We start from the raw sequence: 26,112 nt of genomic DNA, 5'->3' as shown, positions 1-26,112 counted from the left end.
TTGGCTCAGGGCGCGGTCCCGTGCTTAGCCCACGACCTACATACCCGCCCCGGTATGCTGAGGTCATGCAGTTGAACCCTGAAGAGATGGCATCGGTGGTCCGGCGACTCAAGCGTGCCCAGGGCCAACTGGGCGGGATCATCAAGATGATCGAGGACGGCCGGGAGTGCGACGACATCGTGATGCAGCTCGCCGCCGTCTCCAAGGCCGTCGACCGTGCGGGTTTCTCGACGATCGCCGTCGGCCTGCGCCAGTGCATGGCCGATCCCGACGGGGGAATGGACCAGGCGAAGATGGAAAAGCTGTTCCTCTCCTTGGCCTGATCCGGTCAGAGCCTCGCTGCTGGTGTGCTGCCCAGGTGCCGGGCAACGGGCCCGGCAGATACTTGGGGGTTTCTGAATGAAACCACATGGCAACGCATCGCAGCCCTCGCCGCGAGCCTCACCATCGCAACCAGCAGCCTGGTAGCCACCACACCACCAGCCAATGCAGACGTCGACGTCTACATCACACCCGGCACCCTCACCATCAACGGGCTGAACCGCCCCGGCGATCTGAGCTTCATCACAGACCCAACGTCCGCACCTGCATCAGCGAACACATGCAATCCCAAGGCAACGCTGACTACACCAGACTCAGCGAACTTAAGTGCTACCTCCGCGACATCACCGACCTGACACACCTGACCAACCTCACCCAGCTGCGGCTCGCCGACAACCCGGTGACGAATCCAGAGGTTCTCCAACCCCTCGCCGATGGTGGGACCTACATCGACATCCTCAACTGAAACAACCGGTAGCTGACGGCAGGGCCCCCGTAGCACCAGGGTGCCGCCCGCATCCCGGGCGACGCACCTTGCGTTACGGGGGTCTTCTCCTGCCCTCGGTTTCGACACGGTCGGCTCAACCAGCGGCGCCGCTGCCAGCCTTCCAGGTGGTGTAACCGCCATCGAGGTTGTAGACCTCGCGGTCCTTCAACAGGCACAAGGCGGTGTGTCTACGGATGCCGACGCCGCAGTGGAGGATCAGCTTGCCCTCGGGCAGCTCATCGGCGCGGTCGCGAAGCTCGTCGAGCGGGAGGTTGATGGCCCCCGGGATGGCGCCGCGCTCGAACTCGGCGGGGGTGCGCACGTCAACGACGGTGGCGCCCTCATCCTGCAGGTTGGCGGTGTTGGCGAGGGGGACGAGGACGGCGTCGTCGGTGAGGGCGTCCTCCTTCTGGACGGCGTCGCCGACGGCGTAGATGCTGCGGTCGTTGGTGAGCTGACGCGACCCCACGACGATGCCGCCCAGGGAGCCGACGAGCAGGTCCGCCTCTTCGGCGAGCTTCGCCTCGGGGCGCACACCGATGGCTGCGACCACGACGTCGGCGGGGATGGTGGAGCCGTCGGCGAGCGTGACGTCGCTCTCGCCGATCCGGGTGACGCCGGAACCCAGCCGCAGATCGACGCCGTGCTCGCGCAGGAGGTCATGCACGGGCGTGACCATTTCAGGATCGAGCGGGGCCATCACCTGGCTGAGCGCCTCCACGAGGGCCACCTTCATCCCGAGGGCGAGGAGGTTCTCGGTGACCTCCAGGCCGATGAACCCGCCACCGATGACGACGGCGGTCTCAGCGCCGTCGACGGCCGCCAGCATCGCGTCGGTGTCCTCCACGTTGCGCAGGGTCAACGCGCGCTCGATGCCGGGGATGGGAGGCTGCACGGGACGGGCGCCGGGGGAGAGGATCAGCTTGTCGTAGGCGAACTCGGTCTCCTCGCCCGCGGTGAGGTCACGCGCGGCAACCACTTTGCGGCTGCGGTCGATCCGCAGCGCCTCGGTGTTGACGCGCACGTCGATGCGGAACCGCTCCCACAGGGCCTCGGGCGTCTGCAGCAGCAGCGAAGACCGCTCCTCGATGACGCCACCCACGTGATACGGCAGGCCACAGTTGGCGAAAGATACGTAGCCACTGCGCTCCAGGACGGTGATCTCCATGTCCTCGTCGAGAGACCACCTGGGCGCTCGACGCTGGTTGAGCGCGCCACGCTGGTTGAGCTGTGGACAACCCGGGTCGCCACGCTGTCCAAGGGTGTGGACGGAGGTGTGGATAACTTCACGCCCCGGATCTGTCCCCAAATACTCCACGTGTCATTTACCGTTCGTCCTCGAACGGTCCACACCCCCAAAAGCGGGTTGACCAGCAGCGACGCGGGTTATCCCCAGAATCCACAAGCGCTATGAGTACATCTGGGATGTAACTACACAAGGATCTTCAAAGTCATGCATGTGGACACCCCGCATCAGCAAGTGGGGCGAAGGCCCACGGCAGCCGAAACGCGGGGTTACACTCACCAGCGTGACGAACGACGACAGCCAACGCATCGAGGACCACCTTCGCACGGGCATGGAAGCCGAACTGGTCACGGCCCGCGACGAGCTTTCCAAGGCCGCTGCCCACGCGAGCAGCCTGGAGGCTGAACTGTTCGCCGTCGCCACCAGGCTCACCGCCAAGGAGGCTGAGCACGAGGCCGCCATCGCCGCGCTCGCGAAGATGCGCGACGACCTCTTCGAGGCCCGCACCGCCGTCGACGACTCCCAGGCGAAGGCCGAAACGGACCGGGCGACCATCGCGGCTCTGAAGGAACGCATCAAGAAGCTGGAGAACGAGCGCAGCTTCACGGAGCGTGCGGTGCGCAAGGTTGTGCGCACGGTGAAGCGATGACGGAGCTCGCCGCAGAACTGGGATCTGCTGAGTACGTCCTGCTGACGCCGTCGTACCCCAAGCCCTGGCGCGCCGGCCGCGAGTTCGTCCGCAGCCGCGCCCGCGCCTACCAGGCCGCCGGGCTGCGCGGCGTCGTCGTCGAATCCTCCCTCCGCGAAGGCGCACAGGAACAGCGGGGCAACGACGGCGACCTGCCGGTCTGGGCCATCGCACCCGAGGCGATCCCCACCGCGCTTGAACACGCCGTCGCCGCCGACATCCCGGTGTTGGTGCATTCGCCGGAGCCCACCACTATCGACGCGTTGTTGGCGCAGGTGCCTGGGCGGCGGTTGGCGGTGTGGTTCCACGGCTACGAGGTGCGCGACTACCGCCGCCTGGCCGCCAATCACGACAGCCGCGAACTGGCCTCCATCCGCACAGCCCGCGACGAGCTGAACCGCAGCCGCGCCGAGGCCACGCGGAAGCTGTTCACCGACGGCGAGGCCACCGTCGTGTTCGTCTCCGAGTTCCAGCGGGGGCTCGCGGCGGAGGACATCGGGGTGCCGGCCGCCAAGGCGCGGGTGATCCCCAACTTCATCGACGGCGACACCTTCCGCGCTCGCATCCGCCACCCCGAGGAGGCCACCAACCTGTTGCTGATGCGCGGCTTCGCGGTGCGCAACTACGGCAACGACATCGCGATCCGCGCCCTGGAGGTGCTGGCCGACGAGCCGGGCTTCGATGAGCTGAACATCACCATCCGCGGCTCCGGCGCCCTCTTCGGGCAGACGGCCGCGCTGGGTCGCCTGCGCAACGTCGCCGTCGAGGAGCGCTACCTGTCGCCCATCGAGATGGCCGCCGCGCACCAACGCGCCGGCGTCTACCTGTGCCCCACGCGCTTCGACACCCAGGGCGTGATGCTGGGCGAGGCGATGGCCAGCGGCATGGTGACCATCACCAACCCCGTGGCCGCGATCCCCGAGTTCACCGACGAGAGCTGCAGCCTGTTGCCCCGCGCCGATGACCCGTGGGCGTTCGCGGGCGCCATCCGGCATCTGCTCGAGCACCGCGACCTGATGCCTGAGCTCTCTGCGGCCGCCGCGGAACGGGCCCGCCAGCAGTGCGGCCACGAGGCCACCATCGGCCGCGAAATCGACCTCATCCGGGAGCTTTCAGCATGACCTACCGCACACCGGTCCTGATCTCGGACGACCCCATCGCCATGGCCGCCGCCCAGGCCCGCGGCTGGAAGGTGCTGCTGCGCGACGAGCAGCTCCTCCGCTTCGCCGGCCTCGACCGCTCCCAGACCCTGGCTCTTCCTCCGCTGCCGTTCAGCATCGACGACGGCTCGCTCACCCCCGCCACCGCCGGCGGCTGGGACAACCTGCTCAACTGGCTGCAGAAGCACATCCACCAGCCCATGCTGATCGTCGCGCCCGACGAGTGGGCCGCCGAGCTTGCGCTGTGGACAGCCGCGTCGCGGGGTTGGCCGTTCGGGATCTGGATCGACGGCGCCCCGCCGCTGCACACCCCCACCGCTGCCGCCTGCATGCTCTCCAACGACGGCCTGTTCGCGCCGCGCACTGAGGCCCTGGCGGATCTGTCGCGCCGGTGGAAGGAGCCCTTCGCGGAGCTGCCTGCCACCCCGTTGATCCATGTGCCTGACCGCCCGCAGCCCGCGCCGTCGCGCCGAGATGAGGGGGGATTGCGCGTGCTGGTGGTCGATCACCACGGTGAGGCTCCGGCGTTGGCTGATCCCGGTGTCGTGGCGGACTTTGCGACGGCGGTGCGGCGCGACGGCGAGCGCACCCATGTCGTCGCGGATCTGGGTGCCTCCGGGCTGGCGACCCAGCCGGGCGCGCTGCCGCCCTGGGCCGTCGTGACGCTGGAGGGGGAGAAAGGGCGCCCGGTGGCGTCGTCGGATTTCGTGGGTGGCCACTGGCGTTGGCGGGTGGAGAACCACTTCGACGCCCGCGACGACCACTTCGACGTGGTGTGGCTGCGCGGCGAACCCTACGTGACGGCGGATCTTGCGCTGTACGCGAAGCGTCGCTGGTACGCGAGGGTGATCCTCGACCCGCACACGTGGGCGAGGTTTGAGACTGAGGGGGAGCGCGCCCAGGTCGCCTACGACACCGCCGGTTGGGAGATGTGGTCCGACGTTGTGCTCACCGGGGATGAGACCTCCGAGCAGATCATGGGGTTGATCAAGGAACTGGGCGACCACACGTACGCCCCCTGACCGGCCCCTGAGCGTTCGCCAGCGAGCTTGCGAGCCAGCGAACGACACGCGGAGTCCTCACGTGGAATTCGGGCTGCGACGGCAGCGTGACGCGTGTTACCGGGTACCGTGGTGCCCGTGAGCATCGCAGCGCGGGCCGAGGGCCTCACCAAGATCTACGGGGCCGGTTCGGCCGTCGTCATGGCCCTCGATCACGTTGATTTCGAGGTCCACGCTGGCGAGTTCACCGCCATCATGGGCCCCTCCGGCTCCGGTAAGTCCACCCTCATGCACCTCCTCGCGGCGCTCGATTCGCCCACCGAAGGGGAGGTCTGGATCGGTGAGACCGCCGTCGGCCCCCTCAAGGACACGCCGCTCACGGAGCTGCGCCGCGACCGAATCGGCTTCATCTTCCAGGCCTTCAATCTGGTGCCCACGCTCACCGCGCGGGAGAACATCACGCTGCCGCTGTCCATCGCCGGAAAGAAGGTCGACGACGAGTGGTTCAGCAGGATCGTCGACGTGCTGGGCCTGGGGGACCGGCTCACGCACAAACCGTCGGAGCTCTCCGGCGGCCAACAGCAGCGCGTCGCCTGCGCGCGGGCGCTGATGAACCGGCCGGACATCGTCTTCGGCGATGAACCCACCGGCAACCTCGATTCCACCTCGGCCGCGGAGGTGCTGGGCTTCCTGCGCCGCTCCGTCGACGAGTTCGGCCAGACCGTCGTCATGGTCACCCACGACGCGCACGCCGCCAGCTACGCGGACCGCACCGTGTTCCTCTCCGACGGCCGCATCGTGCACGAGATGCGCGACGCCACGCAGGACGAACTGTTGCGCGCCATGGCCAAGCTGTACCCCCGCCAGGACCTGCCCGCTGACGAGCCCGCCCCGGAGCCCGAGGAGACGGCCGAGCACCAGGGCCCCGTCGTCTACCGCGACGGCGGCACGGCCCCCACACACGGGCCCGTCGGCGACGAGATCGAGGAAGAGTCCACCGCCGAGCGCTCCATCGCCCGCCGCGCGATGCTGGACTGACATGCTGCGGGCCACCCTCAAATCCGTGTGGGCGCGCAAGCTGCGCCTGATCATGAGCGCGCTGTCGATCGTGCTCGGCGTCGCGTTCGTGGCCGGGTCGCTGATGTTCACCACCCTGCTGTCGTCGGGCTTCGAGTCGCTCGTGGGCGGAGCGCTCGCGGACGTCAACGTCTCCCAGGAGACCACCGGCATCTCCGGGTTCGAGAACAACCCCGGAGTGCCGCCGCAGCTCCTCACCGACGAAAACGTGGCCGCCGTTGAAGCCATCAACGGCGTCGCGCGGGTGGAGCCCATGGTCTCCAACACGCAGGTCTACGCCCTCGACGCCGACGGCAGTGTGCTCACGTTCCCCGGCGCGCCCGGCCTCGGCATGAACTGGCACGACGCCACCTCCGCCGACGGCGTGGCCGGCGCCCGGATCATCGACGGCCGCGCGCCCACCGCCGACGACGAAGTGGTCATCGACCCCGCCACCGTCACCCGAGGCGGCTTCAGCATCGGTGACACCGTCGAGGTCTCCACCCCCCGGGACGGCATCCGTTCCTACACGCTGGTGGGCACCGGCACCTACGGCGCGGGGTCGACGGCGGGCGCCAGCTACCTGTTCTTCACCCTCCCCGAGATCCAACTCATCGCCCAGGAGGGCCAACCCGGCGCGTACGCGCTGTGGGTGCAGACCGCTCCCGAGGCGGATCCGGCGGCGGTTTCCACAGCGGTGGCCGAGGTGCTGCCCGACGGCTTCGTGGCGGAGACCGGCGACGAGCTCAGCTCCGAGATCGAGGAGCAACTCAACGTCGGGTTGGGCTTCGTCAACATCTTCCTCCTGGTCTTCGCCGGCATCGCGCTGCTCGTCGCCGCACTGCTGATCCTCAACACCTTCTCGATCCTGGTGGCCCAACGCGCCCGCGAACTGGCGCTGTTCCGTGCCATCGGCGCCACCCGCCGCCAGGTGCGCACCGCGGTGCTGATGGAGGCGCTGTTCGTCGGGCTCGTGGGCGCCACCCTCGGCCTGGCCGTGGGCTACGGCTTGGCCTGGGGGATCCTCGGGTTGCTGCGCGGCCTCGGCATCGACATCGGCGACGTCACGCCGTCGATCACCTGGCAGGCCGTCGTCGCCTCGTACGCCATTGGCGTGATCATCACGCTGATCGCTGCATACCTGCCGGCGCGCCGCGCGTCGGCCACCCGGCCCGTCGAGGCCATGGCCAGCGCCGCCCAGTCGAACCCTGAGAAGCTGTCCGGTCTGCCCCTCCTGGGCATCGCGCTCATCGAGCTGGGCGTGGCCGCCATCGTGATCGCCGTGTGGCTCGATGTGCCGCAGCCGCTCATCTGGCTCGGCGCCGGGGCCACTGCGCTGCTGATCGGCATGGTGCTCGCCGCCGCGCTGGTGGGGGCGCCGGTCATCTGGGTGTTCGGGAAACTGTTCCGCGGCCTGTTCGGCGAGGTGGGCAAACTCGCGCAACTCAACTCCGTGCGCCAACCGCGCCGCACCGCCGCCACCGCCGCCACGCTGATGATCGGACTGGCGCTGGTGACCACCGTCGCGATCCTGGCGGCCAGCACCACCACCTCGCTGCGCAACCAGCTCACGCAGGATCAGCGCGGCGACTTCGTCATCGTGCCCGTCTCGTACCAGCCCTTCGACGCGAAGATCGCCGAGGCGGCACGCGGGGTCGACGGCGTGGCCACCGTTTACGAGGGGTACCGCGGCTCGGCGCAGATCCAGGGCGTCGACGAGCCCAGCGTGCTGTTCGGCATGACCCGCGAGGCGCTTGAGCGCGGCACCAGCCTCAACGTGCTGGTCGGCGCGATGAACGAGGACGGGGGAGAGGCCCCCGTGGTGCTGTCGGCCGATTACGCCAACGAGCACGGCTTCACTCTGGGTCAGGTGATCGACCTGGTGGGACCGCTGGGCACCGTGCCCGTGCTGGTCACCGGCCTGCACGATGAGGGCGCGGCCATGCCCATCGGCGACATCGTGGTCACGCCCCCCACCTTCGCGGCGGTGGCCGACGCGTCGATGGTGCAGCAGTTGGTGATCTTCGCAGAGGACGGCGCGGATCCGGCCCGGGTCAAGGCCGGGTTGGAGGAGGCCGCGGCGCAGGCGCCCACCGTCGTCGTCTCGGATGTGCACGAGTTCATCGAGGACAGGGTGGCGCAGTTCGACCAGATCTTCGCCACGCTCTACGCGCTGCTGGCCCTGGCGATCGTGATCTCGGTGCTGGGCATCGTCAACACGCTGGGCCTGTCCGTGATGGAGCGCACCCGCGAGGTGGGGCTGCTGCGCGCCGTCGGCATGACGCGGGCGCAGGTGCGGCGGATGGTGACGTTGGAGGCAGTGATCGTCGCCGTGCTGGGCGCCGTGCTGGGTGTGATCCTGGGCGTTGTGTTCGGCGCCGCGTTGGTGACGCTGCTGGGCGGCCAGGGCATCGACACCCTGGTGATCCCGTGGGCGCAGTTGCTGATCTTCGTGGTTGTCGCCGCCGTCGTGGGCGTGTTGGCGGCGATCGCGCCGGCCCGCCGGGCATCGCGCCTGGCGGTGCTCGAGTCCATCGCGGACGTCGGTTGAGCATGCGAGTTCTACGAGCAGTGTCGAAACCCTGAGCGTTCGTTCCGCCTGCATGTCATCCCACCCGGTTTTCGACTCGACTGCGTCGCTCGTTCCTCGCGGGTAGTCGGCTCAAGCAGCGGCAGGTGGGTATGATGCTGGCGACGAGCTTTATAGCAAACAACAAAGGTGTGAGACGTGAAGATTCGAGTTGAACCCGAGGCGCTTGCCGACGCCGTGGCGTGGGTGGCCCGCAGCCTCCCCAACCGCCCCACCGCTCCCATCCTGGCGGGCATGTTGCTGGAGGCGGAGGCCGACGGCGTGACGCTGAGCAGCTTCGACTCCACCACGTCAGCCAAGGTCACCCTCCCCGCGCAGGTCACCGACGAGGGCCAGGTACTCGTCTCCGGCCGACTGCTCTCCGACATCGCGCGTTCGCTGCCCAACAAGCCCGTCGAACTCAACGCCGACCACTCCAAGGTGGAACTCACCTGCGGCTCCGCGCGCTTCACGCTGCAGACGCTGCCCGTCGACGAGTACCCCACGCTGCCGGACATGCCGTCGCAGACCGGCACCGTCGACGCGTCGGTCTTCGAGAAGGCCGTGGGCCAGGTGTTCGTCGCCGCCGGCCGCGACGAACTGCTCAACGTCTTCACCGGCGTCAAGATGGAGATCGACGGCGAGAACCTGTCCCTGCTCGCCACGGACCGCTACCGCATGGCGCTCAAGGAGCTCACCTGGAACCCGGCCAGCCCGGGCCTCGAGGGCAACGTGCTGGTGCCCGGCAAGGTGCTGGCGGACACGGCCAAGTCCATGACCGCCGGCGAGACCGTCACCATCTCACTGTCCACCACGGAGGCCGAGGGCGAGGGCCTGGCGGGCTTCGTCGGCGAGGGCACCAAGGGCAAGCGCGAGGCCACCACCCGCCTGCTCAGCCAGGCGTTCCCCAAGGTGCGTCACCTGATGGACGTGCAGGCCACCGTCAGCGTCCGCGTCGACACCGGCGCCCTGCTGTCCGCCGTCAAGCGCGTGGCCCTGGTGGCCGAGCGCAACACCCCGCTGCGCATGCGCATCCAGGACGACCACATCACGCTCGAGGCCGCCACGGGTGACCAGGCGCAGGCCGTCGAGGCCATCGACGCGCAGGTGGAGGTCGTCGGCGACGAGCAGTCCATCACGGATGCGGGCTTCAACCCGCACTACCTGCTCGACGCGCTGACCGCGCTGGATGCCCCGTTCGCGCACTTCTCGTTCACGCTGCCCGGCAAGCCCTGCCTCATCATGGGCCTGTCCAGCATGGACGCGGATCCCAGCGCCGATTACCGCCACGTGATCATGCTGATGCGCCTGCCCAGCTGACGTGTTCGTCACCGAGCTCACGCTGACAGACTTCCGGAACTACCACGAGGCACACCTCGAGCTGACCTCCGGCGTCACCGTGTTCGTCGGTTCCAACGGCCAGGGCAAGACCAACCTGGTGGAGGCCATCGAGTACCTCTCCACCATGTCCTCGCACCGCGTCTCGACGACGGCGCCGCTCATCCGGGCGGGCGCCACGTCGGCGATCATCCGGGCGAAGGTGCAGGCCTCGCGTGACGACGACCGGCTGATCTGGCTCGACCTCGAGGTGATCCCGGGCAAGTCGAACGTCGCCCGCCTGAACCGAGCGCCGCTGCCGCGGCCGCGGGATCTGGTGGGGGCCCTGCGTACCGTCGTGTTCTCGCCCCTCGACATCGCCATCGTGCGCGGCGACCCGTCGGACCGTCGCTCGTGGCTCGATTCCCTCGTCGTGACGCGCTGGCCGCGCATGGCAGGGGTGAAGCAGGATTTCGACAAGGTGCTGCGTCAGCGCAACGCCTTGCTGAAGTCGATGTCCGGGCGCTCGCAGACCCCGCAGGGCGGCGACGAGGAGGTCACCCTCGCGGTGTGGAACGAGCAGCTCGCTGCGCTGGGCGCCGAGTTGTTGCACGCCCGCCTCGACACGCTGGCCGACGTGCTGCCGCACGCGCAGCGGGCCTACGAGACGATCGCGCCGAAGAACAATCAGATCAACGCGGTGTACAAGAGTGGGCTGGAACTCACCGGGGTCGCCGAGGCCGCCGATGTGCGCGCTGAGCTCCAGCGTCGCCTGCTGGAGGCGATGGAGCGGCTGCGCGGCGAGGAGTTGTACCGGGGCGTGACGCTGATCGGCCCTCAGCGCGACGACGTCGAGTTGTCCATCGGCGCGCTGCCTGCGAAGGGGTACGCGTCGCACGGGGAGTCGTGGTCGCTGGCGCTGGCGCTTCGGCTGGGCGGCTTCACGCTGGTGCGCGACGACGGCACCGAGCCCGTCCTGGTGCTCGACGACGTGTTCGCCGAGCTGGACGTCTCGCGCCGGGAACGCGTCGGCGCGGCGATCGCCGACGCCGAACAGGTGCTGATCACCGCCGCCGTGGGTGCCGACGTGCCGGACTTCCCCGCCGAGCGTCGCTTCCGCGTCGACTCCGGCACCGTTGAAGTTGGTCCCTGAGCGTCGCCCTTCGTTCTGCCCGGCTCCTTCGTCGCGGGGCACTCAGGGACCGCATGGTATTCATGAGGGCATGTCTCGATTCCGCATCGCCCTTGCCGCAACCATCGCTCTGGCCGTGAGCGCCTGTTCAGGTACGGGAGCGACGCAGTCGCCGGCGCCGGAGACCACGGCCCCGTCCGCAGCACCCACGCAGGCGACGACGGAGCCCGCCGATCCAGCACCCACCGCGGAGCCGACGTCCGCGGAGATCCCCGACACCCCCGTCGGGGAGGCTGCCCGCTGGGTGCTCGACACCCTCGCCGCAGACTCCGGCCCCAGCGCGGAGGAGGCCGAGGAGCGGTTCGGCGAGGAATTCCTCAGCCAGGTGCCGGCCGATCAGGTCTCCCAGGTGTTCGACCAGTTGCGCGGGGAGGGGCCGTTCACGCTGGTGAGCTGGAACGGCACAGAGACGCAGGGCACCGCGGAGCTGGAATCCGACGGCACGCCGGTGATGATGATGCTGGCGGTCAAGGAGGGCAGGATCGACGGGCTGATGTTCGTGCCCAACGAGAAGGCCCCCGAGTTCGCGACCCCGGCGGAGGCCTCCCAGGCGCTGCTGGCGGAGGCGCCCACGTCGTCGTTCCTGCTGGCGGACGTCACCCGCGGCGCGGACGTGCCCGAATGCACCCCCGTCGAGAGCCGCGGCGCCGACGTGGTGCGGCCCATCGCGTCGATGTTCAAGCTGTACGTCCTCGGCGCCGTGGTCACCGCCATCGACGCGGGCGACCTCGCCTGGGACCAGGAGTTGACGCTCACCGAGGAGCTCAAGTCGCTGCCCACCGGCGATCTGCGCAACCAGCCGGCCGGCACGAAGGTCACCGTGCAGGACGCCGCGACGCGGATGATCGCCAACAGCGACAACACGGCCACCGACCTGCTGATCGACGCCCTCGGTCGCGAGGCCGTCGAGGCCGAACTGACCACCATGAAGCACCACGCGCCGGAGCTCAACAAGCCGTTCCTCACCACGCGGGAGGCGTTCCAGATCGCCGCCGACGAGGGCCTGCGCGCCCAGTGGGCCGAGGCCTCGAAGGGCTACGACGACGCCTCACCCGAGGTGACCGCCGCCCAGCGCGCCATCCTCGAGGACCTGCCGGCGTGGGACCTCAGCTACGAGGAGGCCAGCATGGCTGACCCGTTCTGGGATGAGGGCGTCGACTGGTACGCCACGGCCGAAGACCTGTGCCGCGCCCACGTCGACCTGCAGAGCCGCCTCAGCACGGAGGCGGGCGCCCCGGTGCGCGCGATCATGGGCGAGTACCCCGGCATCCAGGCGGAGGGCGCGTCGTACGTCGGCTTCAAGGGCGGCTCGACGCCGGGCGCGCTCGGCCTGTCGTTCTACGTCGAGGGCCCGGAGAAGATCCGGGTGCTGGTGCTGCAGACCGTGGGGGAGTCGCCGGAGCAGATCCCGCAGCAGAGTTGGTTGGCCAGCTTCGCGGAGAACACTCTCGCCGCGGGCTGAGTCGCGCCCACCGACGACCAGCCCCCTTCCCCCTGGCCCTGCAGGGCCGCGCGCCAGGGAGGGGCGCACTAGGCTGGGGACATGTCCGAGCCGCACGATCCCACGGGGCTCGAGCTGGCGTCGGAGATCGCCCGCGCCACCGTCGAGGCCTCTGAGTACGGCGTGGTGCTGCCCGAACCGGCCCCACCGCGCACCCCCCGCCGCTCGCGGCGCGTGTTCGAGCAGCAGCGCAGCGGCGCCCACCCCGACGAGCGCGACCCGAAGCTGGTCGGCGACGTCTTGGGCGAGGTCGTGCGCCAACGCGGCTGGAAGCAGCGCATCAACCTGTCGACGGTGTTGCGGCGCTGGCCGGAACTGGTGGGGGAGTCGAACGCCGAGCACTCCAAGCCCGTCCACTACGACGCCGGGCTGCTCGTCGTCGACTGTGACTCGACGGCGTGGGCTTCCGCGATGCGCTACACCGCCTCGCAACTGGTGGCCAAGCTCAACGCGGCCCTGGGGGAGCAGACCGTGTTGCGGGTGGAGTTCCGCGGCCCGAAGCCCCCCAGTTGGAAGAAGGGCATGCGCTCCGTGCAGGGTCGCGGTCCGCGCGACACCTACGGCTGAGTGACGCGGGCTGTATGAAGCCGTTGGATGCCGGCCACCAGAGAGGTGCTGTTGGCATGGCTGGCCCATAGTGGTTGCTCGCTGGCGGAATTGGTGCGATCCTTAAAGCCGGTGCCGCCGCTGGCACCCCGCCCGGATGCCCGGGCAACGAGAGAGAGTCGGAACCATGGCTGCTGAGCTACGTCGCGAACCCGCGACCACGCCAGGCTGCCCGCGCGCCGATTTTCAGCCCAGTTTCGCGTACCAGCGCTGAAACTGCCGGGGTAACTGACTCTCTCATCCTGCTCACCGGTCCTTCGACCTGCCCAACTCCTTCGTCGTTGCGGCAGGCTCAGGAACCGTGAAGTCCGCCCTCTGAGGTGAGAGCCAGTTGCCCTGTCAATCAATGAACAGGAGAAAGAGCAATGAACACCTTCCCGGTGCCCCTGACCGGCACCGACAACACCCTCATGTGGGCCCACGAGGCCGACGTCGAGGCCGCCGCGCAGCAGCAGTTGCGCAACGTCGCCGACCTGCCGTGGACCCGCGGGCTGCGCGTGATGCCCGACGTGCACTTCGGCATGGGCGCCACCGTCGGCTCCGTCATCGCGATGGAGCAGGCGATCGCGCCGGCCGCCGTGGGCGTTGACATCGGCTGCGGCATGACCGCCGTGCGCACCACGCTGCACACGGACCAGCTGCCCGACGACCTGGCCGCCATCCGGCACGGCATCGAACGCGCCGTGCCCGTGGGCTTCAATCAGCACGGCGGCGAGCCGCGCACCGTCGGGAAGCATCCCGAGCTGGCGCGTCGGTACCGGGCTGCGATGGAGGCATTCCAGGGTCTCAAGGCCCGCGAGCTCACCTGGGCCGCACGCGAGGGCAAGGCCGAGAAGAAGGCGTTGCAGCAGGTGGGCACCCTGGGCGGGGGCAACCATTTCATCGAGCTCTGCGGCGGCGACGACGGCTACGTCTGGGTGACGCTCCATTCCGGTTCCCGGGGCACCGGCAACCAGCTCGCCCAGGTGCACATTGAGGCGGCGCAGGCGCTGGCGCACAACCAGAACCTCGTCGACAAGGATCTTGCGGTGTTCCTCGCGGGCACGCCGCAGATGGACGCCTACCTCCATGACCTGTGGTGGGCCCAGTCCTACGCGCTGCTCAACCGCGACGTGATGCTGCAGGCCGTCTGCGACGAACTGACGCACCGTATCCCGGGCATCGGATTCGGCGAACCCATCCGCTGCCACCACAACTACGTTGCGGTGGAAACCTACGACGACACCGAACTGATCATCACCCGCAAGGGCGCCATCCGCGCCGGAGTGGGCGACATGGGCGTGATCCCCGGCTCGATGGGCACCGGCTCCTACATCGTGCGGGGGCTCGGCAACCCGTCGTCGTACCAGTCGGCGACGCACGGGGCGGGGCGGCGGATGTCGCGCAACGCCGCCCGTCGGCGGTTCACCGCGGCGGACCTCGCGGCCCAGACCGAGGGCATCGAGTGCCGCAAGGACGAGGGTGTCGTCGACGAGATCCCGGCCGCGTACAAGGACATCGACGACGTGATCGCCGCCCAGCGCGACCTCATCGCCGTCGAGGCCCGGCTCCAGACGCTGCTCTGCGTGAAGGGCTGACGCCGCCGGCGTCGAGCCCCTCCTCGCCAATGCTCAGACCCACGGCGCCAACGCTCATCCGTCGGTGCCGGAGTTGGTGCTTCTCGCCGACGACACATCACAGGCGGGAAGAAACAGCTCTGGCACCGACGAACGAGCATTGGCTTGGAGAATCGAGCGTTGGCGGGGAGGGCGGCTGCGTTGGCGCGGTGGGGCCGACGGGTGGCTGGACGTGGGCGGCGACGACGACGAGCCCCCGTCGCGGTGAGGCTGGTGAGGGGTGCTTAGGCCCTGACCAGATGATGAATCACACAGACGGGATTGGCCGGATGCCTTTCTTCTGACCCCGATAGGTGGTTACATAGACAGGTAAGTCAACGACGTCAGAGGCTGTGGGGGGGGGGCTGGGAGCAATATGAAACTGCGGGGCATCACGTCGGTGCTGGCCGCGGGCGTAGCCGTGAGCATGGTTGCTCTGGTCGGCGCCAGCGGCGAAGATCCCACCCTTGAGGCAGTCCCCGCACCCCCCGTTGTCAAAGCATCCCCGCGCCCGGCACCCGGCATCGACTCGGCGGAGAGCGCGGTGCGTGAGGCCTTCGGCGAGTCAGATCCCGACGCGTTCCAGGCCTTCAGCTTCGCAGATCCCCTCGGCGTGCAGGCGCTCGGCCAGGGCAGCGAGGTGCTCGCTGCCGCCGGCACCCTCGGCTTCGATCCGTTCAACGCCCCCACGCCCGAGATCGTTCAGCCGGGCGGCGAGGGTGCTGATCCGGTGGTCATGCCGCTGCCCTCAGCGCCGGCCACCATCCCCACCACCACCGTCGAATCCATCGGCAAGGAGAGCCCTGGCGCGCTGCTGTCGCAGCCCGTCAACGGCCGCTCCACCTCGCGTTTCGGCATGCGCTTCCACCCCGTGCTGCGGGTCTACAAGCTGCATACGGGTCACGACTGGGCCGCACCGTGCGGCACCCCCGTCGGCGCCGCCGCGGCCGGCACCGTCGTGCGCACCGGTTGGGCCGGCGGCAACGGCGTGCAGGTCAAGATCGATCACGGCATGCTCGGCGGCTACCGCGTGGTCACCACCTACAACCACCTCTCGTCCATCGGCGTGAAGGTGGGCCAGAAGGTCAACGCCCTCCAGGGCGTGGGACGCGTCGGCAACACCGGCTACTCCACCGGCTGCCACCTGCACTTCGAGGTCATCGCCAACGGCCAGTTCACAGATCCCATCCCGTGGCTCAACGGCAAGCCCGGCATGGTCGACCTGTCGCAGATGGGCGCAGACGTGCCCGCCCTGCCGGGGTCGCCTTCGGCCTCCCCCTCGGCATCGCCCACGCCGTCCCCCACTCCCTCCGTGGCCCCGGAGACCACCGCAGCGCCCGCGGCTCCTACGCCCGGCCGGAGACCACCGCAGCGCCCGCGGCTCCTACGCCCGGTGACACCACCGCCGCGGAGCCCACCACCCCTGTGCCGACGCCCACCACCTCGGCGCCCGGCCAGGCAGGCGGGGCCCCCAGCCCCGAGAAGCCCGTGGTGGAGCCAGAGCCCGTCGTGACGCCCACTGAGACCGTGCCGACGACGCCCGCTGAGGAGATGCCGTCCGAGACGCCCACGCCGGACCCGACGGATCCTGTCACCCCCACACCGGATCCCACGACCGATCCCTCCACCACACCGGAGGAGACGCCCACTGTCGAGGTGCCGCCGTCGACGGAGCCAGAGCCCACGGACGAGCCGACGACCCCGTCAGCCCCGGCGCCTGCCCCCACGCAGACCACCACCACACCCGCGGCTGCCGTGCCCACGGAGACGACGCCGGCGGCCACCACCGGGGCGGCACCCACCAGCGAGCCGGCCGTTCCGGACGAGGGCTGAGGGCGCCGACTACTCGTTGAGCCTGGCCGCCAGCCAGTCCACCAGCGGCGTGGCGCCGCGCCAGATCTCGCGGACCTGTTCGGTGAAGGCGTCCAGTCCGGTGGCGGTGACCTCCCGCATGGCGCTCAACGACTTGTGGCGCAACAACCCGATCCGCGGATGCTCCTTGGTGAACCCCCGTGGCGCGGTGCGTAGCGTGTCGCCGCTGACCAGCCAGCCGTCGTCCTCGAGCCCCTGCACCAGCGCCTCGAGTTGCGCGCCGGAGCGCTCGTCGTCGATCGCTCTGCGGAACCGGGCGAGCGCCTCGGGCTCGGCCCGGTAGAAGCCGGCGCCCGCGAACGCCTCCTCGGCGTTGACCTCCACGTAGAACCCGCACGCAGGCGCCAGGCCTACATAGGCGCCCTGATGCGTCTTGTACGGGGTCTTGTCCTTGGAGAACCGCACGTCGCGGTGGGGGCGGTAGACCTTCGCCTCCCCGAACTCGTCCTTGAGCCCCTCGACGACGCGGGTCAGCGTGGCGCGCACGTCACCGTCGTAGCGCTCCTTGTTGGCGAGCCAGAAGTCGCGCGTGTTGGTGAGGCGCAACTCCTCGTAGAACTGCATCGCGGCCTGCGGAAAGGTGTCCATCCCCCGATTGTGCCTCAGCCCCGCCGGGGTGGGCGGGGATCAGCTGTGGGGCAGTTCGGTCCAGACGGCGACGACCTCGGCGTCGGCGGCCTCGGCCACCTCTCGGATGGTCTCCGCGTAGTGCGCGATCGAGTCGAACGCGTCCTCGCCGTGCGAGACCACCCACATGGTCACGTGCCGCTCATTGAGCCGCACCGGGCGGGGGAAGCGGGCGCCACCGTCAAAGGGGTCGCCGTCCTCGCGCTCGAGGGCGGACCACCACTGGTCGATCTCGGCCCACAGCGCGTCTCCGTGCTCGTAGGAATGCAGATCCACCTGGAGCGTGACGGTGGACTCCTGCGTCCACTTCACCGGGCCGATGAGATGCCAGTCGTAGTTCAGCTCGTACCTCGTCGCCATGCCTGAAAGATACCGCGGGGCGACAACCGAATCCGGCGATGCGTGGCGCCGATCTGCGGCCCTGGGCCCCCGGGACGGATAGGGCCCCATGCCTCAACCCCCACCGGTGGGCCGAAACGCGCAAGAAATGCGAATGAACGCCATTTCAGGCACGTCAGATACGGGGTTTCCCGCGCGCGCACGGTAGTATGGAGTCGTTCAACGGCGCTGGGGCAACCCCGGCGCTGCTTTGTGTGGTCAGGAGCAATGTGTCGGAAGACGTGAATATCGACGAGGACCTTCCCCAGGAGCGGATGGAGGGGCTGCAGGACTCGGCAGACAACACCGTCTCGGGTTCCTATGACGCAGACCAGATCTCGGTCCTCGAAGGGCTGGAGGCGGTGCGCAAGCGCCCCGGCATGTACATCGGTTCGACGGGTGAGCGCGGCCTGCACCACCTGGTCTACGAGATCGTCGACAACTCGGTCGACGAAGCACTCGCCGGGTACTGCGACTCCATCGAGGTGGAACTCCTCGACGACGGCGGCGTCCGCGTCAAGGACAACGGCCGCGGCATCCCCGTCAAGGAGCACCCCGTCGAGAAGATCCCCACCGTCACGCTGGTGCTGACGGTGCTGCACGCCGGCGGCAAGTTCGGCGAGGGCGGCTACAAGGTCTCCGGCGGCCTCCACGGCGTGGGCTCCTCCGTGGTCAACGCCCTGTCTGAGCGCCTGATCGTGGACGTGCGCCGCGACGGCTACCGCTGGCACCAGGAGTTCGAGTACGGCCGCCCGTCCACGGAACTGGAGCGCATGGAGGAGACCGAGGAAACCGGCACCATCATCACGTTCTACGCGGCCGCGGACATCTTCGAAACCACGCACTTCAACTATGAGACCCTCGCCACCCGCTTCCGCGAGATGGCGTTCCTCAATAAGGGCCTGCGCCTGTCGCTGATCGACATGCGCTCTGACCGCCAGGCGCCCACCGGCGACGAGGGCGAGACCGACACCCCGTACGACGAGTTCTTCTACGAGGACGGGCTCATCGACTACGTGAAGTACCTCTCCGGCGCCAAGGAGGCCATCCACCCCACCGTCATCGACGTGGAGGCTCACGCCCCGGAGCAGGGCATGGGCGTCGAGATCGCGATGCAGTGGAATACGTCGTACTCCAGCAGCGTCTACACGTTCGCCAACACCATCAACACGCATGAGGGCGGCACCCACGAAGAGGGCTTCCGCGCGGCGTTGACCAACACGGTCAACCGCTGGGGCGAGACCTGGAGCCTCATCAAGAAGCGCGAAGACCGCGTCTCGGGCGACGACATCCGCGAGGGCCTCACCGCCATCGTCTCCATCAAGGTCTCCGAGCCCCAGTTCGAGGGCCAGACGAAGACCAAGCTGGGCAACACCGAGGCCCGCGGCTTCGTGCAGCGCGTGCTCAACGACCGGCTGGGGGACTGGTTCGAACGCAACCCCGCCGAAGGCAAGGACATCGTTCGCAAGGCCCAGGCCGCCGCGGCGGCCCGCGTCGCCGCCCGCAAGGCGCGCGACATGGCCCGCTCCCGCAAGGGGCTCCTCGGCGGCTCCGGCCTGCCGGGCAAGCTCGTCGACTGCCAGTCGACGGATCCCAGCGAGTGCGAACTGTTCATCGTCGAGGGCGACTCCGCAGGCGGCTCCGCCCGCGGCGGCCGCGACCCGAAGACGCAGGCGATCCTCCCCATCCGAGGCAAGATCCTCAACGTGGAGAAGGCCCGCATCGACCGGATCCTGGCCAACAAGGAGGTCGAGGCGATCATCAACGCCCTCGGCGCCGGCATGCAGGAGGATTTCGACCTCAACAAGCTGCGCTACCACAAGCTCATCCTGATGGCCGACGCCGACGTCGACGGCGCCCACATCCGCACGTTGCTGCTGACGCTGCTGTTCCGCTTCCTGCGGCCCATGATCGACGCCGGCCACGTATATCTCGCGCAGCCGCCGCTGTTCCGCCTGCGCTGGAGCAACGCCGCGCACGAACTGGCCTACACGGACCTCGAGCGCGACGCCCTCCGCGACGCCGGTATCGCCGAAGGCAAGAAGCTGCCGCAGGTGAACCCCATCCAGCGCTACAAGGGCCTCGGCGAGATGGATGCCGACGACCTGTGGGAGACCACGATGGACCCGGACAACCGGATCCTGCTGCAGGTCACCCTGGAGGACGCGGCGATGGCGGATCAGATGTTCTCGATTCTGATGGGCGAGGACGTGGAGCAGCGCCGCACGTTCATCCAGCGCAACGCCAAAGACGTCCGCTTCCTCGACATTTAAGGCGCAGATGCACCCCTCCGTCGCGCCCGCTGCCCCACATCCAGATTTGGGGCCGTCTGTGGGCGCAAATCTAGATTCGGGCTCCCCCAGACACACCCCTACCACCACTTTCCGGAAGGTTCACTGACGCATGGCTGACGACGTCGACAAGGACGAACTGCAGGCACCCGCGCTGGGCCGCGTTGACCCCATCGATCTGCAGGCCGAGATCCAGAACTCCTACCTCGACTACGCCATGAGCGTGATCGTGGGGCGTGCGCTGCCCGACGTGCGCGACGGCCTCAAGCCCGTCCACCGCCGCGTGCTCTACGCGATGTGGGACGGCGGCTACCGCCCTGACCGCGGCTGGAACAAGTGCTCCCGCGTGGTGGGCGAGGTCATGGGCCTCTACCACCCCCACGGCGACTCCGCGATCTACGACGCCCTCGTGCGCCTCGCGCAGCCGTGGGCCATGCGCCTCCCTCTGGTCTCCGGGCAGGGTAACTTCGGTTCGCAGGGCAACGACAAGGCCGCAGCCATGCGGTACACCGAGTGCAAGATGGCCCACCCCGCCGTCGAGATGGTGCGCGAGATCGACCAGAACACCGTCGATTTCCGCCCCAACTACGACAACCGCGAGATGGAGCCCGCCGTCCTCCCGGCCCGCTTCCCGAACCTCCTGGTGAACGGCTCGACGGGCATCGCCGTCGGCATGGCCACCAACATCCCCACCCACAACCTGCGCGAGGTCAACGACGCGGTGCAGTGGGCGCTCGAGCACCCCGAGGCGACCCGTGAGGAGCTCCTCGAGGCCGCGATGCAGCGCATCCAGGGCCCGGACTTCCCGGGCGGCGCGCTGATCGTCGGCCGCTCCGGCATCGAGGAGGCCTACCGCACCGGCCGCGGCTCGGTCACCATGCGCGCCGTGATCGACATGGAGGAGGACAAGAAGGGTCGCCAGCTTCTCGTCATCACGGAACTGCCGTACATGACCAACCCCGACACGCTCGCGCAGCGCATCGCGGACCTGGTCAACTCCGGCCGTCTCACCGGTATCGCCGACATCCGCGACGACACCTCGGCCCGCACCGGCCAGCGTCTGGTGATTGTCCTCAAGCGCGACGCCCAGCCCCGCGTCGTGATGAACAACCTGTACAAGCACACCGCGCTGCAGGACACGTTCGGCTGCAACATGCTGGCCATCGTCGACGAGGTGCCCCGCACCCTGCGTCTCGACCAGTTCATCTCCCTGTGGATCAAGCACCAGCTTGAGGTCATCCGCCGCCGCACCCAGTGGCAGCTGGATGAGGCAGAGCGCGCCGCGCACCTCGACCGCGGCCTGGTCAAGGCCCTCAACATGCTCGACGAGGTCATCGCGCTGATCCGCGCCAGCCGCACCGCCGAGGAAGCCAACCACGGCCTGCAGGAACTGCTCGACATCGACGAGCTGCAGGCCCGCAACATCCTCGATCAGCAGCTGCGCCGCCTGGCGTCGATGGAGATCCAGAAGATCGTTGACCGCCTGGCTGAGCTGGAGCGCAAGATCGCCGATCTGAAGGACATCCTCGCCGACGAGGCCCGCCAGCGTCGCATCATCGCCGCGGAGCTGCAGGAGATCGTCGACAAGTACGGCGACGAGCGCCGCACCAAGATCGTCGCGGCCGATGGCGACTTCTCGGAGGAGGATTTCATCCCCAACGAGGAGATGGTGGTCACCATCACCCACGGCGGCTACGCCAAGCGCACGCGCGCGGATCAGTACCGGGTGCAGAAGCGTGGCGGCAAGGGCGTGCGTGGCGCCGCGCTGCGCGCCGACGACGAGGTGCAGCACCTGTTCACCTCCACCAACCACCAGTGGATCCTGTTCTTCACGAACTTCGGCCGCGTCTACCGTTCGAAGGTGTGGCAGCTCCCGGAGGCTGGGCGGGACGCGAAGGGCGGCCACGTGGCCGGCCTGATGAGCTTCCTGCCAGACGAACGGATCGCGCAGGTGCTCACCATCGATTCCTATGACGACGCGCCGTACCTGCTGCTGGCCACGAAGAACGGCCTGGTCAAGAAGACGGACCTCAAGGCCTACGATTCGCCGCGCCAGGCCGGCGTCATCGCGATCAACTTCCGCGAGGAGGGTGACGAGCTGATCGGCGCCCAGTTGGTGTCCCAGCTCGACGACGTGCTGCTGATCTCGCGGAAGGGCCAGGCCATCCGGTTCCAGGCCACCGACGAGCAGCTGCGCCCGATGGGCCGCGCCACGTCGGGTGTGACGGGCATGAAGTTCCGCAGCGACGACGAACTCCTGTCGATGGCGGTGCTGCGGCACGACGAGGACCAGTCAGAGCAGTTCGTGTTCACGGTCACCGACGGTGGCTACGGCAAGCGCACCGCCGTCGACGAGTACCGCGTGCAGGGCCGTGGCGGCCTGGGCATCAAGGCCATGAAGCTCAACGAGAACCGCGGCACGTTGGTGGGAGGCCTGATCGTCGGCGAACACGACGAGGTCATCGCCATCAAGGTCTCCGGCCAGGTCACCCGCTCGGCGGTCTCGGATGTGCCCGCGAAGGGTCGCGACACGATGGGCGTGAAGTTCGTCGGAGTTCGTGGCGACGACGAGGTCAGCGTGATCGCGCTGTACCCGGAATCTGAAGCCTCGGATGAGGCTGACGCAACAGATGAGGCCGTAGACGGTACCGTAGTGGAAACTGTGGCCGACGAGGCTGCGGACGTGAGCCCTGAGGAGACCGTCGATGAGTGATGCGCCGCGCTGGCCGGGAGCCGACGGCGGCCCCGGTCTGGACTTCTCTCCCAACCGTGCGAAGGGTGACCCGGCTGAGCCGAAGTCGCCCGGATCGGCACCGGAGGACGACACCAAGGTGCAGAAGGCCGTGGACACCCCTGGTGGGTCCATGGACGACGACAAGGCCGGTGCTGATGCGAAGGACACCAAGGACGCCAAGGGTGTCGCGCCGGTGCCGCCGCGCGTCGCCGAGCGCGCTGCCCGCACCGCCAAGGAGTGGGCCTCGATGCCGGTGGGCCCGGCCTTCCGCGGCGTGGCGCCCGGCCCGGCGTCGCCCGCCAATCCCGGCGTGCCCGTCGCTGCCGCCACGGCCGTGACCGGTGCGGCCGCCGCCACTGGGGCCACCTCGGTGGATAAGGCCCGCAGCCAGGCGAACCCCGTCGCCGTGCCTGCTGGTGAGCGCGCCACCACCGCTGCCGCAGAGGAATCTGATCCGCTGCCGCTCGACGAGGTGGCTGAGCCCAAGAAGGACGGCGAGAAGAAGGAGGCGCGCACCCTGCGTCGTCCCCGCCGTACCCGCAAGGCCCGGCTGCGTCTGGCGCGCCTCGACCCGTGGTCTGTGATGAAGACCACGTTCCTGTTCTCGATCGCGTTCGGGATCATGTTCGTGGTGGCCACGTTCGTGCTGTGGTCCGTGCTGGCCGGCGCAGGCACGCTGGATTACGTCAACACGCTGCTCAACCAGCTGTTCGGTGATCAGGACACCGAGTTCGACGTGACCCAGATCCTGACGCTGCGCCGCATCCTGGGCTTCTCCTCGATCGTCGCGGCCATCAACGTGGTGCTGATCACCGCGCTGGCCACGCTGTTCGCCTTCCTCTACAACTTGGCGGCCACGGTCATGGGCGGCCTCGAGGTCACCCTCGCCGAGGACTGATCGACGTTGGTTGAGTCGGTCTCGTGCGAGCTTGCGAGCGCGGGTCCGTGTCGAAACCGCTTAGCTGAAAACTTGCGAACCGTAGTCGGTACCGAAGTCTTCATCTAAGGGCCGGTTTGCGGTGAACCGATCTGCTCCGCTACAGTTGGTCGTCGGTACGGGCCTATAGCTCAGGCGGTTAGAGCGCATCCCTGATAAGGATGAGGTCGCTGGTTCAAGTCCAGCTAGGCCCACCACCAACGAGAACCCCTGGGAGACCAGGGGTTTTTTCGTGCGCCCACATCTTGACCATTTCGTTATCTGACACCGGACAACCCCACGGGGCCCGTCCTCGTCGTTCGTGGTGAGAGGGGACAGCCCCTCACCTGTCTGACCGAGGAGAGCAACGATGAGGAACGCACGATCAACCGTCCGCAACTGGCTGGCTGTCATCGTCATGATGGTGGCGTTGACGCTGGGCGCCTGCTCGGCATCCACCGATACCGCACCCATGTCCGCCCCGGAGCAGGACAGCGTACCTGACGCGGTGGAAGCGGGCGGTGCAGCGGACGCGGTGGAGGCCGACGGAGCAGCGGTTCCCGAGGCGGCGCCCGAGGAACTGCGCGAGGAGGGCGGCAACCTGCCTGGCGAAGGCGATGCAGCCATGCTGATCGTCACCAAGACCATCCGCATGGAGGTGCCGGAGGCCGACAGCGCCGTCGACGAGATCCGTCAGCTCGCCGCTGCGCGCGACGGCGGCATCACCGACATGGAGGTCGCCAGCGACGGCGGGTGGGTCTACCCCGAGGGTGAGGGACGCGTCCGCGGCCTCCGCGCCTGGCTCACCGCCCGCGTGCCGGCCGCCGAGTACGAGGCGTTCGTCGCCGATGTCGCCGCGTTGGGCGAGGTGCAGTCGCAGTCTGAAGCCAGCAGCGACGTCACCCAGCAGCACGTCGACCTGTCGGCCCGCCTGAAGAACCTCCAGGCGCAGGAGCAGCGACTCCGCGAGTTCTTCGACGCTGCCGAGAGCGTCACCGAGATGCTGAGTGTCGAGACCGAGCTGGGCCGCGTCCGCGGCGACATCGAATCGCTCGACGCCCAGATCAAGCACCTGGAGCGCAAGGCCGCCATGGTGACGGTCAACGTCCACCTGTCGGAGCCCGGTTCGCTTGTCGATTCCAAGGACGACTCGTGGGGCTTCGGCGAGGCCCTCACCGACGGGCTGCGCGGCGCCGTCGAACTGCTCACCGGCCTACTGACGTTCCTGATCGCCACGTCGCCGCTGTGGATCATCGGCCTCATCCTGTTCGTCCCGGTGCGGGCGTGGCTCCGTCGTCGCCGCGGAGCGCGCCAGCAGGTGAGCTCCCCGCCGGAGGCGACTGAGGCGGATCACAGCTGACCGGTGGAGGTCCAGGCGGGCGGGGAATGTACGACGAGTTCCTCGAGGGCGGCTGGCTCAGCTCAGCCTGGATCCACCGTTGGTGGTCTTGGAGGCTGGTTGTGGCCAGGGGTGGGTGGTGGTGGGTGTTCGTGTGGGGTCAGGGCGTGGGGTATCTGCCGGTCTGCCCGGCTTTTCTACTGGGGTTCCTTTGGTTGGGCCCTGCGGGGGGCTGGGTGGTCAGAGAGTGCCGCGTAGTGGTGGGCTGGTGGCTGTCCAGAGTTGGTCGAGGGCGGTTTTCCAGGCCCATCGGGTCGGTAAATGGAGCCGCAGGCGTCTGGCGGATCGGGTGACCCGGGCGGGGATGGTGATCAGGTGTCGGGTCAGGCTGGGCCATCGGGTGGTGGGACGCTGGGCTGCGTGGGCTGCGGCGCGGGAGATGTTGAACGCGATGACTGCGTAGCCGACCCATGCGGTGTTAGCGAAGTACTTCCCGGAGGGAAGATGCTTCAGTGCCATGGTTTTCACCTCGGCGATGACTTGCTCCACGATCGCGTGGTCACGGTGACGTTGGTCGGCCTCGATCATGGGTAGGTCACTGTTGGTGATGAACCCGTGGTAGCGCCAGTCCTCGCAGAGGGCTGGTTGGTGTTTCGGGTTGAGTCGTTTGACTCGTCGCACGATCAACCGGCAGGCGATCGTGGTGGCTTTCGAGCGGGTGAAGGCCATAAACACCGGCACTTCAGCGACTTCAGCCTCACTGATCCAGCGATGTTGTTCCTCGTCGTAGATCGCTTCGGGATATTCGATGGCTGTCCACGCTTCTTCCGGGATAGTGGCGATAGCCCGTTTGACGGCCGTGTCCTGTTTAGCTGTCATGGAGAACCATGCCCCGGCCTTGAGGGCTGCGGAGGCGACTTTGTGGGCGTAGTAGCCGGCATCGACCCGGACCATGACCTGGCCGGTGACCCCGGCCCGGCCGGCGCAGCCGATAGCGTCGGTGACCATCTGTTCAGCCCCGTTCATCGAGGTGGTGTTACCACGGCGTAGCCTCGCCCCCGCGATCACCGGGCCAGTGGTATCACTACTGATCGTGGCCAACTGGATGTTGAGCCCCAACTGGCGGGTATGGCCGTAGCGGGCGGCTTGTTTCTGGTAACCGTGGACCTCACGGATCGTGTCATCGATATCGATCATCGTGAGCCCTTCGACCGCG

At 68.4% G+C, this 26,112-nt stretch carries 21 protein-coding genes, 1 tRNA gene and 1 pseudogene; 19 read left to right on the top strand and 4 right to left on the bottom strand.

Going from position 1 to position 26,112, the window contains the following annotated elements; genetic code table 11:
* Positions 1-65: 65 nt before the first annotated feature.
* Positions 66-323 carry a metal-sensitive transcriptional regulator gene (locus tag BN1186_RS09950; protein WP_040283821.1) on the top strand — a complete coding sequence of 86 codons (258 nt, stop codon included), beginning with the start codon at positions 66-68 and terminating at the stop codon, positions 321-323.
* 278 nt (positions 324-601) lie between these two features.
* Positions 602-787: a hypothetical protein gene (locus BN1186_RS09945; protein ID WP_040283820.1), complete on the top strand. Its 186-nt coding sequence runs from the start codon at positions 602-604 to the stop codon at positions 785-787.
* A gap of 115 nt (positions 788-902) precedes the next feature.
* Here the strand turns inward: BN1186_RS09945 and BN1186_RS09940 are convergent, their stop codons facing one another.
* On the bottom strand, positions 903-1,976 hold the full coding sequence (locus BN1186_RS09940; protein ID WP_052460016.1) for an FAD-dependent oxidoreductase: 1,074 nt from the start codon (positions 1,974-1,976) through the stop codon (positions 903-905).
* 361 nt (positions 1,977-2,337) lie between these two features.
* On the opposite strand from BN1186_RS09940, the gene BN1186_RS09935 reads away from it, so the two are divergent.
* The 12 genes from BN1186_RS09935 to BN1186_RS09880 all read left to right on the top strand — a co-directional run bounded on the left by BN1186_RS09935 (position 2,338) and on the right by BN1186_RS09880 (position 16,572).
* Positions 2,338-2,703, top strand: coding sequence for a hypothetical protein (locus BN1186_RS09935; RefSeq protein ID WP_040283819.1), 366 nt, complete (start codon positions 2,338-2,340; stop codon positions 2,701-2,703).
* Positions 2,700-3,863, top strand: a complete 1,164-nt coding sequence (locus BN1186_RS09930; RefSeq protein WP_040283818.1) for a glycosyltransferase family 4 protein — start codon at positions 2,700-2,702, stop codon at positions 3,861-3,863. The genes BN1186_RS09935 and BN1186_RS09930 overlap by 4 nt, the downstream gene beginning before the upstream one ends.
* On the top strand, positions 3,860-4,924 hold the full coding sequence (locus BN1186_RS09925; RefSeq protein WP_040283817.1) for a hypothetical protein: 1,065 nt from the start codon (positions 3,860-3,862) through the stop codon (positions 4,922-4,924). The genes BN1186_RS09930 and BN1186_RS09925 overlap by 4 nt, the downstream gene beginning before the upstream one ends.
* Positions 4,925-5,041: 117 nt before the next feature.
* Complete coding sequence (locus BN1186_RS09920) at positions 5,042-5,941, top strand: ABC transporter ATP-binding protein (protein ID WP_246043284.1); 900 nt, start codon at positions 5,042-5,044, stop codon at positions 5,939-5,941.
* A 1-nt stretch (position 5,942) separates the two neighbouring features.
* Positions 5,943-8,510: an ABC transporter permease gene (locus BN1186_RS09915; protein ID WP_040283816.1), complete on the top strand. Its 2,568-nt coding sequence runs from the start codon at positions 5,943-5,945 to the stop codon at positions 8,508-8,510.
* Between the two features lie 177 nt (positions 8,511-8,687).
* Complete coding sequence (gene dnaN, locus BN1186_RS09910) at positions 8,688-9,848, top strand: DNA polymerase III subunit beta (protein WP_040283815.1); 1,161 nt, start codon at positions 8,688-8,690, stop codon at positions 9,846-9,848.
* Between the two features lies 1 nt (position 9,849).
* Positions 9,850-10,998 (top strand): DNA replication/repair protein RecF, encoded by a 1,149-nt coding sequence (recF, locus tag BN1186_RS09905; RefSeq protein ID WP_040283814.1) that lies wholly within the window; start codon positions 9,850-9,852, stop codon positions 10,996-10,998.
* 70 nt (positions 10,999-11,068) lie between these two features.
* Entirely contained in the window at positions 11,069-12,499 is a 1,431-nt protein-coding gene (locus tag BN1186_RS09900) for a serine hydrolase (RefSeq protein WP_040283813.1), read from the top strand.
* Between the two features lie 81 nt (positions 12,500-12,580).
* Positions 12,581-13,105: a DciA family protein gene (locus BN1186_RS09895; protein WP_040283812.1), complete on the top strand. Its 525-nt coding sequence runs from the start codon at positions 12,581-12,583 to the stop codon at positions 13,103-13,105.
* 404 nt (positions 13,106-13,509) lie between these two features.
* On the top strand, positions 13,510-14,721 hold the full coding sequence (locus tag BN1186_RS09890) for an RtcB family protein (protein WP_052460015.1): 1,212 nt from the start codon (positions 13,510-13,512) through the stop codon (positions 14,719-14,721).
* Positions 14,722-15,115: 394 nt separating this feature from the next.
* Positions 15,116-16,252, top strand: a complete 1,137-nt coding sequence (locus BN1186_RS09885) for a M23 family metallopeptidase (RefSeq protein WP_052460014.1) — start codon at positions 15,116-15,118, stop codon at positions 16,250-16,252.
* Positions 16,231-16,572, top strand: coding sequence for a hypothetical protein (locus tag BN1186_RS09880; protein ID WP_040283811.1), 342 nt, complete (start codon positions 16,231-16,233; stop codon positions 16,570-16,572). The genes BN1186_RS09885 and BN1186_RS09880 overlap by 22 nt, the downstream gene beginning before the upstream one ends.
* A gap of 9 nt (positions 16,573-16,581) precedes the next feature.
* Here BN1186_RS09880 and BN1186_RS09875 read toward each other — a convergent pair whose 3' ends face one another.
* A complete protein-coding gene (locus tag BN1186_RS09875) occupies positions 16,582-17,199 on the bottom strand; it encodes a DUF2461 domain-containing protein (RefSeq protein WP_040283810.1) in 618 nt (205 codons plus the stop codon).
* A 39-nt stretch (positions 17,200-17,238) separates the two neighbouring features.
* On the bottom strand, positions 17,239-17,598 hold the full coding sequence (locus BN1186_RS09870) for a hypothetical protein (RefSeq protein ID WP_040283809.1): 360 nt from the start codon (positions 17,596-17,598) through the stop codon (positions 17,239-17,241).
* A gap of 293 nt (positions 17,599-17,891) precedes the next feature.
* On the opposite strand from BN1186_RS09870, the gene gyrB reads away from it, so the two are divergent.
* From gyrB to BN1186_RS09845, 5 genes and pseudogenes are all read left to right on the top strand, one after another.
* The gene (gene gyrB, locus BN1186_RS09865; RefSeq protein ID WP_139651046.1) at positions 17,892-19,889 is read left to right on the top strand and encodes a DNA topoisomerase (ATP-hydrolyzing) subunit B; all 1,998 of its coding nucleotides are present in this window, start codon (positions 17,892-17,894) and stop codon (positions 19,887-19,889) included.
* A gap of 130 nt (positions 19,890-20,019) precedes the next feature.
* Positions 20,020-22,620 carry a DNA gyrase subunit A gene (gene gyrA, locus BN1186_RS09860; protein ID WP_040283808.1) on the top strand — a complete coding sequence of 867 codons (2,601 nt, stop codon included), beginning with the start codon at positions 20,020-20,022 and terminating at the stop codon, positions 22,618-22,620.
* Positions 22,621-23,161: 541 nt separating this feature from the next.
* Positions 23,162-23,539, top strand: a pseudogene (locus BN1186_RS16510) (DUF3566 domain-containing protein); the annotation flags it as partial.
* A 159-nt stretch (positions 23,540-23,698) separates the two neighbouring features.
* Positions 23,699-23,775 (top strand) — tRNA-Ile (locus BN1186_RS09850).
* Positions 23,776-23,927: 152 nt separating this feature from the next.
* Entirely contained in the window at positions 23,928-24,917 is a 990-nt protein-coding gene (locus BN1186_RS09845) for a DUF4349 domain-containing protein (RefSeq protein WP_040283807.1), read from the top strand.
* 219 nt (positions 24,918-25,136) lie between these two features.
* Here BN1186_RS09845 and BN1186_RS09840 read toward each other — a convergent pair whose 3' ends face one another.
* On the bottom strand, positions 25,137-26,093 hold the full coding sequence (locus BN1186_RS09840) for an IS1380 family transposase (RefSeq protein WP_139651008.1): 957 nt from the start codon (positions 26,091-26,093) through the stop codon (positions 25,137-25,139).
* Positions 26,094-26,112: the final 19 nt, after the last annotated feature.

The sequence above is a fragment of the Tessaracoccus massiliensis genome, from assembly GCF_000826065.2.
GTDB lineage: Bacteria > Actinomycetota > Actinomycetes > Propionibacteriales > Propionibacteriaceae > Arachnia > Arachnia massiliensis_A.
This window is presented reverse-complemented; position numbering and strand designations above follow the sequence as displayed.